Source organism: Parapedobacter lycopersici (genome assembly GCF_040395035.1).
Classification (GTDB): Bacteria; Bacteroidota; Bacteroidia; order Sphingobacteriales; family Sphingobacteriaceae; genus Parapedobacter; species Parapedobacter lycopersici_A.
Genome location: NZ_JBEBRB010000026.1, coordinates 24,129 through 37,050 on the forward strand (window position 1 = coordinate 24,129; position 12,922 = coordinate 37,050).

The following is a 12,922-nucleotide window of genomic DNA, read 5'->3' on the forward strand; positions in this document are numbered from 1 at the left end:
CCGCGGATTCTGACATTAATTTAACTTATACTTTACGCCGTTCAATGCCACCAATCCTTCAATGAATTCATTGCTGGGGTTGATTTTGATGCCTTTTGATGGCATTTCCAGTCCAATTTCACCTTCATGATCCAATACCATAAACCGTAGTTGGCAGGTTTTGTTTTCCGATTGTTCGATATTGGTATGCACCAGCTGCTTTACTTGGTCAACAAAACGGTCATTCAGCTCATGTAAGGGTACCTGGATGGTCAGGCATTTGGCCAGCTTCTCGCGCAGGTCCGAAAGCAGCTGGATGTTTTTTACCTCAAATCCCCAGTTGCCCGGCTGGCGGAACCGTTCCTGGATGATGCCCTTCACCTGAATGAAATAACCTTCATGCAGGTACCCCTTCATTTTCACGTAATCTTCGCCAAACAGCGCAATTTCATACGAGTCAGCATAGTCTTCAAATAACATGACCCCAAACGGCTTACCGTTCTTGGTTACCCGGTGACTGGCCGCCGTCACCATCCCGCCGATGGTTAGTTCCCGGTTTTTGATCTTGCTGAATTCGCGGCTTACCTCTTCTTCCACTGTGGTCGATTTCATTTTGTCAATCAAATTGAGCAGCCGTACACCGTGCTGGCAGAAGTGGTTGATTTCAAACCGGTAGGTATCAAGTGGGTGACTGGTAAGGTAAATGCCAATAACGTCTTTTTCGTACTTCAGCTTTTCGATCAATCCCCATTCCGGGCATACAGGCAAGGTAGGCTCGGGGATCTGTACATCATTGCTTCCGCCGAAGAGGCTTACCTGGGCCGAATTTTCATTTTCCTTATATTTCGCGCCGTACTTTATCGCTTTTTCCAGCACCGTGCCACCATCGCCGTCGGCGTAGAAGTATTGTGCGCGGTGCGTACCGGAAAAGCAGTCGAACCCGCCGGCATAGGCCAGGCTTTCAAAAGCCTTTTTGTTGGCGGCCCGCAGATCAATCCGGCGTGCGAGGTCAAAGATCGATTTGTAAGGTTCCTTTTCGCGGTGTTGGACGATTGTTTCAACCGCACCGGCACCCACACCTTTCACAGCGCCCATTCCGAAGCGGATGGCGTTCTGTTCGTTTACCGTAAATTTATAGAACGATTCATTGACATCCGGGCCCAGAACCTGCAGGCCCATACGTTTGCACTCCTCCATGAAAAAGGTCACCTGCTTGATGTCGTTCATGTTATTGGAAAGTACCGCCGCCATATATTCCGCCGGATAATGCGCTTTCAGGTAAGCCGTCTGGTACGCAACCCAAGCATAACAGGTCGAGTGCGATTTGTTGAAGGCATAGCTCGCAAATGCCTCCCAGTCTTTCCAGATTTTTTCGAGCACCTTCGCATTGTGGCCATTTGCCACAGCCTGTTCGATGAATTTCGGCTTCATCTTGTCCAGTACATCGCGCTGCTTCTTGCCCATGGCCTTCCGGAGTACGTCGGCCTCACCTTTGGTAAATCCGGCAAGTTTCTGCGAAAGCAGCATCACCTGTTCCTGGTAAACCGTAATGCCATACGTCTCCTTGAGGTATTCCTCGCAGGCATCAATATCATAGCTGATGGGCTCCTCGCCGCGTTTCCGGCGGATAAAGCTCGGAATGTACTCCATAGGTCCCGGCCGATACAATGCATTCATCGCGATAAGGTCGCCGAATACCGTGGGCTTGAGTTCCTTCATGTATTTCTGCATGCCGGGCGACTCATACTGGAAGATGCCGATCGTTTCGCCACGCTGGAACAGCTCATAGGTTTTGACGTCGTCTATCGGGAATTCATCCGGGTTCAGCTCGATTTTATGGCGGTGTTTTACGATTTTGACCGTATCCTTAATCAGCGTCAGGGTTTTCAGGCCGAGGAAATCCATTTTGAGCAATCCAGCACTTTCCACTACCGCGTTGTCAAACTGGGTCACGTACAGGTCGGAGTCCTTTGCTGTGGCCACAGGTACGAAATTGGTAATGTCATCCGGTGTGATGATTACGCCACAGGCATGGATGCCAGTATTGCGGAGAGATCCCTCAAGTACCTGCGCCTGTTTGATGGTTTCAGCCTCCAGCCCGCTGCCCTGTGCCAGCGACACCAGCTGCTGTACATTCTCCAGTTCTTCGGCACGGAGCGCGCTGCGTAGCGCCTGCGCATTCATGTTGAAGATTTTGTTGAGTTTGAGGTTCGGGATCAGTTTAGCGATCTTGTCAGCCTCAAACAGCGGCAGGTCCAGCACCCGGGCCGTATCCCGGATAGAAGATTTAGCCGCCATGGTGCCGTAAGTGATGATCTGTGCCACCTGGCTGGCCCCGTATTTCTGGATGACATAATCCATTACCCGTCCGCGGCCCTCGTCGTCAAAATCGATATCAATATCCGGCATCGATATCCGGTCGGGATTAAGGAACCGTTCGAACAGCAGGTCGTAGGCAATGGGGTCGATATTCGTGATCCCAAGGCAATAGGCTACGGCAGATCCGGCCGCCGATCCCCGTCCAGGGCCAACGGAAACGCCCATATCCCGGGCCGCTGCGATGAAATCCTGCACAATCAGGAAGTATCCCGGATACCCCGTGCGCTCAATGGTGGCCAGCTCAAAATCCAGCCGGTCCTGTATGTCGGGGGTGAGGTCGGCATAGCGCTTTGCAGCGCCCACATAGGTCAGGTGACGCAGGTAGCGGTTTTCGCCCCGTTTGCCGCCGTCAAGCTCGTCTTCGGCCACCTGGAATTCATCCGGTATCTCAAATTTCGGCAATAACACGTCGCGATACAGCGAATAAGGTGTGATCTTGTCGGTGATTTCCTGGATATTGAGAATAGCCTCGGGCAGATCAGCAAATGCCTTCCGCATTTCCTCGCCCGATTTAAAGTAATATTCGTCGTTGGGCAGTCCGAAGCGGAAACCCCGTCCCCGTCCTTTCGGTGTAGCCAGTTTTTCGCCGTCTTTTACACAGAGCAGAATGTCGTGTGCGTGCGCATCTTCCTTTTTAATGTAATACGTGTTGTTGGTAGCTACGGTTTTTACGCCGTGCTTATCGGCGAGTGCGATAAGCGTCTGGTTCACACGGTCCTCATCTTCCTGTCCGTGCCGCATGAGTTCAATGTAAAAATCAGCACCGAACGTTGTCTTCCACCAAACCAGTGCCTCTTCCGCCTGTGTTTCCCCCATGTTAAGTATTTTGTTGGGGATTTCGCCGTACAGATTTCCCGAAAGGACAATCAGATCTTCCCGGTACTGATTGATGACCTGCCGGTCGATGCGGGGGACGTAGTAAAATCCCGCTGTATAGGCAATGGACGACATCTTGGCCAGGTTGTGGTAGCCGTTTTTGTTCTTGGCAAGAAATACAACCTGGTAACCGTTGTCCTTGCGCGATTTATCCGTGTGGTTATCGCATACATAAAATTCGCATCCGACGATGGGTTTGATGATGGTTTCCGAGGGTTCTTCACCATTTTCCACTGCGGCCTTGTTCTTGGCTTCCGCTGTCTTATTGTGATTGAGCACCTGGCCCACGAATTGGAAGGCACCCATCATATTGCCATGGTCGGTGATCGCCACGGCTGGCATCCGGTGGGCAGCGGCAGCCTTGACCAGGTCGGCTACCGAAATAGTCGACTGCAATACCGAAAACTGCGTGTGGTTATGCAGGTGTACAAAATCCACCCGTGCCATATCCCGTTTGTTGGCCTCGAGGTCCTGCCCCGAGAGTTGGGCGCCCTGTTCGGCTTTCAGCCGCTGGCGGATTTCGTCAGATGCCGCTTTGAGGTTTACGTGCGATAGCCCGACAGGTTGTATCGGGTCTGGGTACCGGTTGCGGAATTCCACAAAATAACCGGCATCTACCTGCAATTCCTCCGGCAGAAAAACGCCGCGTTTGACCAGTTCAAGGAAGCAACGGGTGGTCGCTTCCACATCGGCCGTCGCATTGTGCGCCTCGGCAAACGGTACTTCAAAAAGGTATTGGTGCAGTTCGGTAAGGGTGGGTAGTTTGTATTTGCCGCCCCGACCCCCCGGAATCTTGATCAGCTCGGCCGTGGTTTCGGTACAGGTGTCCAGTACCGGGATTTCCGCGAGCCGGGTAGCAATGCCGGCCCGGTAAAACTCACAGCCCATGATGTTGATGTCAAAGCCGATATTCTGGCCGACGACAAAGCTTGCCTGCGCCAGGGCGGCGTTGAACTTCTCGAGGATTTCGGTCAGGCCGGCACCCTGTTCCACGGCCAGCTCGGTACTGATGCCGTGTATGCGCTCGGCATCAAACGGAATATTAAAACCTTCCGGTTTAATAAGGAAATCCTGGTGTTCCACCAGGTTGCCCATGGCATCGTGCAGCTGCCAGGCGAGCTGCACGCAGCGTGGCCAGTTATCGGTATCGGTAATCGGTGCATCCCAACGCCTGGGGAGCCCCGTTGTTTCGGTATCAAATATTAAATACATGGGTTGCCTGCAAAATCCAACGCGAGAAAGCTTCTACAAACTTACAGATTTTTGGAGGGAAACCCTAACGGCACAGCCGATACTTTGCCAATTGATTGTATAGGTAGCCGTTAGGTTTTCAACAGCGGTTGATCGGGATGTCTGCAAGCAAATAATGCGTTAATGGCAATGTATCATGTGGCAGGGGTGGGCTGTTTTGTTTATCCTGGGCGTGAACTTGTTGTTTTTAGTTGTTAAATCATTGTTTGTTCATATAATTTGTTGTTTTTTGTCTTAATATTTGATTTTTACTGCAAATAATGATGCTATAAATCTATTTTTTGTATAAAAAAATGAATAATTATTAAAATAACTGTATTATAATTTAGTTTTATGTAAAAACATGATAATATTTTATTGATTTTTTCAATTTAATAGCTAATTTCGTATCAAATTTATATTTGTTACTCAAATGGAATCAAAAAAATCTATTATCCCGTTTATTTTTTTAGTGATTATTGTGGTTTTGGCGCTTATTTTTCCGGGAATCCCTGGAAAATCGAACCATCAGTTTGATGCGGCTGATGTAGCCTGGATGCTTACCTCTACTGCGTTGGTGCTGATCATGACGCCCGGGTTAGCCTTCTTTTACGGGGGCATGGTGAAAAAGAAAAACGTGATATCAACGATGCTTCAGAGTTTTATCTGCATGGCAGTGGTAGCCGTAATATGGGTGGTCTTCGGCTTTAGTCTGGTGTTTGGCGACTCCGTTGGCGGCGTCATCGGTAACCCCGCGACTTACTTTATGTTTACAGGGGTGCTGGACGGCCCGAATTGGCCCGGTGCACCAACCATTCCATTTGCGCTCTTTGCGATGTACCAGTTGAAATTTGCCATTATTACACCGGCGCTTATTACCGGTGCGTTTGCCGAACGGATCCGCTTCACCTCCTATATTCTGTTTATCTGTTTATTCTTCGTGTTCATTTATGCGCCACTCGCGCATGCTACGTGGCACCCCGATGGTATTCTGGCGCGGATGGGCGTCCTCGATTTCGCCGGGGGCACGGTGGTGCACATGTCTGCCGGTATCACGGCGCTTGCCTCGGCCCTATACCTAAAACAGGGTAACGGAAATGGCGGGCACGAGCCTGCGCGGGTCACTTACGTGCTGCTGGGCACCGGACTGCTGTGGTTTGGCTGGTTCGGGTTCAATGCGGGTTCCGCGTTCGGTGCCACGGCACTGGCGGCATCTGCACTGGCCACTACAACGGCCGCTTCGGGTGCTGCCGCGCTTGCCTGGATATTCTTTGATGCCGCACGCGGCAAGAAACCGACAGCCATGGGAACCTGCATCGGCATCGTCGTGGGATTGGTGGCCATAACCCCGGCAGCGGGATTCGTTACGGTACCCCACTCGCTGGTCATGGGTGCAGTGGCGGCGGTAATTAGCCGGCTTGTGGTCGAATGGCGTACCCATTCGCGCGTGGATGATACACTTGACGTGTTTCCGAGCCATGGGGTAGGCGGCATGGTCGGCATGCTGTTTACCGGGGTGTTTGCTACCAACGCCATTAATGAGGCGGTAACGACGGACGGATTATTTTTCGGTGAAACCGGACTCTTTGTGGCTCATGTGGTCGGTTTGGTCGGTTCGGTCGCTTTCACGCTTGTCATGGCATTTGTCCTGCTGAAAGTAACAGACCTGATCAGCAAGCTCCGCGTCACACCCGAAGAAGAGGATATGGGGCTCGATATCAGCCAGCACGGCGAAAAATTATAGTCCTGTCCGAAGCTGTAAAACCATTGTTTCCTGCACCGTGCCTTCGCAGAGGCCGGTGCTTTTGCTTTGTAACCGCGCACTCGGCAGGTGCAGAGACGGCCGGTAAGCCGCCCATCGTTTTTTTTGGCTTTTGCTTTTTGTTCTGTAATAACAAAATTGTGTATCTTTGCATACTCAAATCAGAACATGAGTGAAGCTATCAAACACGAGTGCGGTATCGCACTGATTCGCCTGTTAAAACCCCTCTCATATTATCAGGAAAAATACGGCACAACCCTGTACGGCATCAACAAACTGTACTTATTAATGGAAAAACAGCACAACCGCGGCCAGGATGGTGCGGGGATTGCGACCATTAAACTGGATGTAAAGCCCGGTAACCGCTACATCAGCCGGTACCGTTCCATGGCGTCCAATGCGGTGGCCGACATCTTTGAATATGTGCAGAAAAAGTTTGCTGCCGTCCAGCGGACGTATCCCGACCGTTTCGAAGACAGCCAGTGGCTGAAGGATAACGTAAGTTTTACCGGGGAGGTGCTGATGGGGCATTTGCGGTACGGCACACATGGCCGGAACAGTGTGGAAAGCTGCCACCCGTTTTTGCGCCAGAATAACTGGATGTCGCGCAACCTGGTCATCGCAGGCAACTTCAACATGACCAACGTGGATGAACTGCTCGAACAGCTGTACGAGCTGGGCCAGCACCCGAAGGAAAAAGCCGATACGGTAACCGTACTGGAAAAGATCGGCCATTTCCTGGACGCCGAAAACCAGGAGCTGTTCGATAAATTCAAGCACGAGGGCCACAGCAACGAGACCATCAGTGCGCTTATTGCCGAGCATATTGATGTAGCCCGGATTTTGCGTAAGTCGGCAAAGACATGGGATGGCGGATATACTATTGAGGGTATATTCGGCCATGGTGACGCATTTGTAATGCGCGATCCCGCCGGTATCCGGCCCGCTTATTACTACATCAATGACGAGGTGGTTGTGGTCACGTCCGAGCGGCCCGCAATCCAGACGGCGTTCAATGTAAAGTTTGAGGAAATCAATGAGATCAAGCCGGGCTATGCACTCATCATCAAAAAAGACGGCACCATTACTGAAGAACAGTTCCGGGAGCCGGTCGAGAAAAAGTCGTGCTCATTTGAACGTATTTATTTCTCGCGGGGAAGTGATGCGGCCATTTACCAGGAACGCAAGCATTTAGGCCGGCTGCTGTGTCCGCAGATTCTGGAAGCTATCGATTACGATATTAAGAATACGGTATTTTCCTATATTCCAAACACGGCGGAAGTTGCCTTCTATGGACTGGAAGAGGGCATCAGCGAGTATGTGCGCAAACTACAGAAGGATACGCTGCTTAACCGGACCGATAAGATTGCCGACGAAGAGCTGGATGAGATGCTCAGCATTTCCCCCCGGTTCGAAAAACTGAATATTAAAGACGCCAAGCTGCGGACGTTTATCACGCAGGATGCGGACCGCCGCGATATGGTGCAGCACGTATACGATACCACATACGGCATTGTCAAAGATCACGAGGACACCATTGTGGCTGTGGATGACTCCATTGTGCGGGGCACCACGCTTAAGCAGAGTATCCTGACCATCCTTGACCGGTTAAACCCGAAGAAGATCATCATCGTTTCCTCCGCCCCACAAATCCGTTATCCCGACTGTTACGGCATTGATATGTCGCGCATGGGTGAATTTGTAGCTTTTGAGGCTGCCGTGTCACTGCTTTATAAGAAAGGCATGGGCAACGTGGTTGATGAAGTTTACCGCAAATGTGTCGCGTCGCTTGATCTGCCGAAAAGCGAAGTTGAAAATTATGTAAAGGCCATCTATGCGCCTTTTACGGACGAGGAGATTTCCAGGGAAATCGCCATTCTGATCCGCGGATCCCGTATCAAAGCGGATGTAGAGGTGATTTACCAGAAACTGGAAAACCTCCATATTGCCTGTCCCGATCATAAAGGCGACTGGTATTTTTCAGGTGATTATCCGACGCCGGGAGGGAATAAGGTCGTTAACCGCGCATACATGAACTGGGTAGAGGGGAAAAACGTGCGGGCGTATTTCAGTGCGTAGCTTAGCTTAACCAGCCATTTGCAAATGGCTGGTTACGTCATTAGCTAATGACTTACACCCAATAGCTCCTTTACCCGCCGTTCATCCGCAGCCATCTGTTCGATCATCTCCTGCATGGATTCAAACCATTGGTCGTGCCGGATAAAATGGAGGAATTCCACCCGGAGCTGCTCGCCGTAAATGTCGCCGTCGAAATCAAATAAATGTATTTCAATGCTCCGTCCCACACCGTCAACCGTCGGACGGGTACCGATGTAGCCCATTCCTTTGATCACGCGTTTGGGTTCGTGATGTTCATAGACGCCGGTTGTGATTTCCCGCGGGTCAATTATCGCCGCTTCCACCGCATAGATGCCGTAAGCGGGAATAAGCTTTTGCGGTTCCCGTACCTGCAGGTTGGCTGTCGGGTAGCCGATATTGCGACCCAGCTGATTTCCCCGTACCACTTTACCTGTTAACTGAAAAGGATACCCCAGGTAACTGTTAGCGCTTTTAATATCGCCCTTGATCAGTGCCTCGCGTATTTTCGTAGAAGATACCGCTACATCATTGATGTCCTGTTCGGGGATCTGCTCCACAGCGTAACCGTAAATATCCGCATGGCTCAGCAGGTCCTGAAACGTGCCCGAGCGGTCCTTGCCGAAGCGGTGGTCGTACCCGATCACAATTTTTTTGGTGCCGATTTTGCCTACCAGCACCTCACGGATGTACTCTTCCGGCGACTGATTGGAAAAATCACGGGTAAACGGTGTGATAATAAGGTGATCAATACCCGCTTTCGCCAGCAGTTCCACCTTTTCTTCAATATCGCTGATCAGCTTAAGGCTATCATCCTCCGGATGAAGAATCATCCGCGGATGCGGGAAAAAGGTGAGGAGCACGGTTTCGCCATTGATGTGGCTGGCGCATTCCTTCAGCGTGCTCAGTATTTTCTGATGCCCCACGTGCACCCCGTCGAATGTACCGATCGTTACCACCGCGTTGTCCAGCGGGATGAAATCTTCGAGGTCTCTGTAAATCTTCATCAGGAAAGGGTTTATACAAAAATAACAGTTTTTTTATTGTCCCGCTGCCCGGATGTGTGCAATCAGGTCGTCCAGCTGCCAGGCGTCTGCCACATCGAAGCTGCCGCTTTTGGTCCGCCGCAGCTGACTGAGGTGCGCACCGTTGTCCATGGCTTTGCCAAAATCGTGTGCCAGCGACCGGATATAAGTGCCTTTGCTGCACACCACGCGGAAATCAACGTGCGGCATATCGATGCCCGTGATCTCAAACGCGCGGATGAGCACCGGGCGGGGTTTTACCAATACCTGTTCCCCGCGCCTGGCTTTCGCATATACCCGTTCACCATCTATTTTAATGGCCGAATGGGCCGGGGGTATCTGCTCAATTTCACCGACAAAGGTTGACGCCGTATGCCGGATCCGGTCCTTGGTGATGCTCGCCAGGTCGAACCGCTGGTCTATCTCCTGTTCCAGGTCGTACGACGGTGTCGTGGCACCCAGCGTAATGGTGCCGGTGTATTCCTTTTCCTGCGACTGGAACTCGGCGATGCGCTTCGTGAATTTGCCGGTGCACAGCACCAGCAGGCCCGTGGCCAGCGGGTCCAGCGTACCCGCATGCCCTACCTTAACTTTCAGGGGCTTAATGGCGTTAACCACCTTGCGCACTACGTCAAAGCTCGTCCATCTTAACGGTTTATCAACGAGAAGTACCTCTCCCGAGGCAAAATCGAATGGCCTGTTGGCTTGTTCCATTATAGAATCTGCAGGCTATGGCCGCTCAGCAGCAGGGCAATGATCACCCCGCCGACAATGATCCGGTACCAGCCAAATGCTTTGAATCCATATTTGGTGACCACGCCGATGAAGGATTTGATTGCGATGATAGCGACGACAAACCCGATAAAATTGCCGATCACCAGCTGATTGATCTCCGCGCCGCTCAATTGATGGCCGCCGTCAAAATGGTCCTTGAGCTTCAGCAGCGTTGCGCCGAACATCATGGGCAGGGCCAGGAAAAAAGAAAACTCTGCAGCAGCCTTGCGGGTCAGCTGCTGGGCCATTCCGCCGACAATGGTGCTGGCCGACCGCGATGTGCCGGGAATGAGCGCCAGACATTGGTATAGCCCTATTTTAAATGCCTGTCCGTAGGTAATATCATCTGAGTCGCCAACAGTCGGGCGGTTAAACCAGCGGTCGACAAACAGGAGGACAACACCACCCAGTACCAGCATCACACCCACCGTGAGCGGGCTTTCCAGCAGCCCGTCTATAAAATCGCTGAGCAGGAACCCCAGTACCGAAGCCGGAATTGCGGCGACAACGAGTTTATAGTAAAAGGAAAGCGAGCGGAAAAAGCGCTTGTAATATAAAACCAGTACCGAAAGAATGGTTCCCAGCTGGATAGCAATGGTAAACAATTTAACAAAGGGGGTAGGGGCTACACCCATCAGCGCCGAGGCGATGATCATATGTCCCGTTGACGATACCGGCAAAAACTCCGTGAGGCCCTCAATGATGGCCAGCACAATCACTTCAAACAGCGACATTAATTATCCCCGGATTTTTTTGGTTTGGCCAATATGGCTACCACGCCCAATGCAAAACCTGCAACCACGACGAGCGGTGCCAATGTGATTTTTGTAAAGCTGTAAATATCCGATGTGCCTGTCATCAGCATAAAGCCAACAGCCACTACGGCGATGCTCAAAAGGAACAGCTGGTAATTTCGCTTGGCGAATACAAGCCCTTTTGGGGAACTTGCTGTTTTTTGTTGTTTTGACATAGTAAACGATCAGTTTTACCGGTACAATTCATTGGATTTCAGCCGCAGGTATTTGCCGACGGCAAAATAGGTGCTCAACCCCGAAATAAGGATGCCCAAAGCGGCTACAATGATGAAGATAATGATGAATTCAAACCAATTGCGCAGGAACACCAGTTCGGGAATTTCCCGCTGGCCCAGGTGCAGGGTAAGCAACAGCAACAGGATGGCGATCAGCGCGCCCAGCAGCCCGTGCAGGATGCCGTAGCCCAGGAACGGCCGCCGGATAAACCCTTTCGTGGCCCCCACCATCTGCATGCTCTTGATCAGGAACCGCTGCGAATAAATGGCCAGCCGGATTGTATTGTTGATCAAGGCCACCGCGATAACCAGCAGCAACGCGGTAAATGCCAGGATTACAATGCCGATCGTACGGATATTTTTGTTAACCATATCGATGAGAGATTCCTGGTAAACCACCTCTTTAATCAGCTGGTTGGCCGAAATCTTTTTGATAAACGGCTGGATGCTGTCGGTGTTCGCATATTGCGCTTTCAGGTAAACATCAATTGATGAGAGCAGCGGATTATGGCCCAGAAACTCGACAAAATCCTCCCCCAGCTCTTCCGATAGGTTTTTTGCGGCAAGCTCCTTGCTGATATACTCCGAACGCAGGACATAAGGGTCTGCCTCCAGCTGCTTCTGATATGCCAGTACATCCCCTTCGCTGACACCGTCATTCATGATGACATTAAGTACGATGTTTTCCTTTACGTAATCGGAGAGGTTCTTGGCATGGACCAGGATCAAACCCAATAATCCCGTCATCAGCAGTACCAATGCGATGCTGATTACCGTCGATATGTATACAGACTTGGTCTTTTTGGAGGATGTGCTTACTTCGTACGATTCCATGCGCCATCAGTTATTATGATGCGAAAGTAATGATTTGGATTGATAAATATCCAATTCAGCCGGCAACAAAATGAAATATGCCCCGCCACCCAGCGCTACCGGGGGCATAAATTCCTTTCGTAACAAGCGCCTCGCAGCGTTGTATTTATTGCCACCCGCCGCCCAGCGTTTTGTAGAGCGAGAGTTTTGTAATCGCTTTTTCGTGCCGGGTTTTCACCTGGTTAATCTCGGCATCCAGCACCGTACGCTGTGCCGTGATGATATCGAGGTAAGAGGCGCGCCCGGCCTTAAACAGCTCATTAGCGGCATCCACAGCTTTCCGCAGGGCCGTTACCTCCGCTGTATTGTGGATTTGCCGCTGATCCAGGTATTGCTGTGCCTTTAAATGAGTCTGCACTTCTTTCCAGGCATTCAGTACCGTCTTTTCATAGTCGTGAAACGCGATCCCGTAAGTCGCCTTAGCCGTTTCATAGGCCGAACGGATCGTTCGCTGGTTAAATACCGGAGCGGTAATCCCGCCCAATAACCCATACGTAACGGAAGTAGGAACCATCCACAGCTTGGTTGGGTCGAATGCCTGGAGGCCGATGTATGGCGAAAGCGCCAAACTGGGCAAAAAAGCAGCTTTAGCCGCATCAATTTCCGCACCCGAAGCGAGCAGCTCCAGTTTGGCCATCCGTACGTCCGGACGCAGCTCCAGCAACTGCGGTGGTACACCCGCTAAGACCGAATCCGTAAACGGTGAGGTCATCCAGGCGGCGGTATCCCGGTAAATAACGCCCTCGAAACGACCCAACAGGTAGTTCAGCTGATTTTCCGTCGCCGTAATCTGCTGCAATACCTCCTGTTCAATGCCTTTGGAGTGATGCAGCATCGCGTTAAACTGCTGGACACCCAGTTCATCCGCACGCCCCGCCTCTTTCTGGGTTTCGACAA

General features: G+C 51.3%; 9 protein-coding genes. 2 read left to right on the top strand and 7 right to left on the bottom strand.

Annotation, left to right across the window (positions count from 1 at the left end):
• Nucleotides 1-15 precede the first annotated feature (15 nt).
• Nucleotides 16-4,446 (bottom strand): DNA polymerase III subunit alpha, encoded by a 4,431-nt coding sequence (dnaE, locus tag ABWO75_RS07540; protein WP_353184159.1) that lies wholly within the window; start codon nt 4,444-4,446, stop codon nt 16-18.
• A 451-nt stretch (nt 4,447-4,897) separates the two neighbouring features.
• Between dnaE and ABWO75_RS07545 the strand changes: the two genes are divergently transcribed.
• A complete protein-coding gene (locus ABWO75_RS07545) occupies nt 4,898-6,208 on the top strand; it encodes an ammonium transporter (protein WP_353184161.1) in 1,311 nt (436 codons plus the stop codon).
• Between the two features lie 186 nt (nt 6,209-6,394).
• Nucleotides 6,395-8,305, top strand: coding sequence for an amidophosphoribosyltransferase (locus ABWO75_RS07550; protein ID WP_353184163.1), 1,911 nt, complete (start codon nt 6,395-6,397; stop codon nt 8,303-8,305).
• Nucleotides 8,306-8,349: 44 nt separating this feature from the next.
• Here ABWO75_RS07550 and ABWO75_RS07555 read toward each other — a convergent pair whose 3' ends face one another.
• From ABWO75_RS07555 to ABWO75_RS07580, 6 genes are all read right to left on the bottom strand, one after another.
• The gene (locus ABWO75_RS07555; protein WP_353184165.1) at nt 8,350-9,330 is read right to left on the bottom strand and encodes a bifunctional riboflavin kinase/FAD synthetase; all 981 of its coding nucleotides are present in this window, start codon (nt 9,328-9,330) and stop codon (nt 8,350-8,352) included.
• Between the two features lie 33 nt (nt 9,331-9,363).
• The gene (truB, locus tag ABWO75_RS07560; RefSeq protein WP_353184167.1) at nt 9,364-10,062 is read right to left on the bottom strand and encodes a tRNA pseudouridine(55) synthase TruB; all 699 of its coding nucleotides are present in this window, start codon (nt 10,060-10,062) and stop codon (nt 9,364-9,366) included.
• The gene (gene uppP / locus ABWO75_RS07565; RefSeq protein ID WP_353184169.1) at nt 10,062-10,856 is read right to left on the bottom strand and encodes an undecaprenyl-diphosphatase UppP; all 795 of its coding nucleotides are present in this window, start codon (nt 10,854-10,856) and stop codon (nt 10,062-10,064) included. Before uppP ends, truB begins: the two co-directional genes overlap by 1 nt.
• Nucleotides 10,856-11,092, bottom strand: coding sequence for a DUF3098 domain-containing protein (locus tag ABWO75_RS07570; protein WP_353184171.1), 237 nt, complete (start codon nt 11,090-11,092; stop codon nt 10,856-10,858). The genes uppP and ABWO75_RS07570 overlap by 1 nt, the downstream gene beginning before the upstream one ends.
• 15 nt (nt 11,093-11,107) lie before the next feature.
• The gene (locus tag ABWO75_RS07575) at nt 11,108-11,986 is read right to left on the bottom strand and encodes a cell division protein FtsX (protein WP_353184173.1); all 879 of its coding nucleotides are present in this window, start codon (nt 11,984-11,986) and stop codon (nt 11,108-11,110) included.
• Between the two features lie 145 nt (nt 11,987-12,131).
• Nucleotides 12,132-12,922: TolC family protein (locus tag ABWO75_RS07580; protein WP_353184175.1), on the bottom strand; the 791-nt coding region annotated here is incomplete at its 5' end.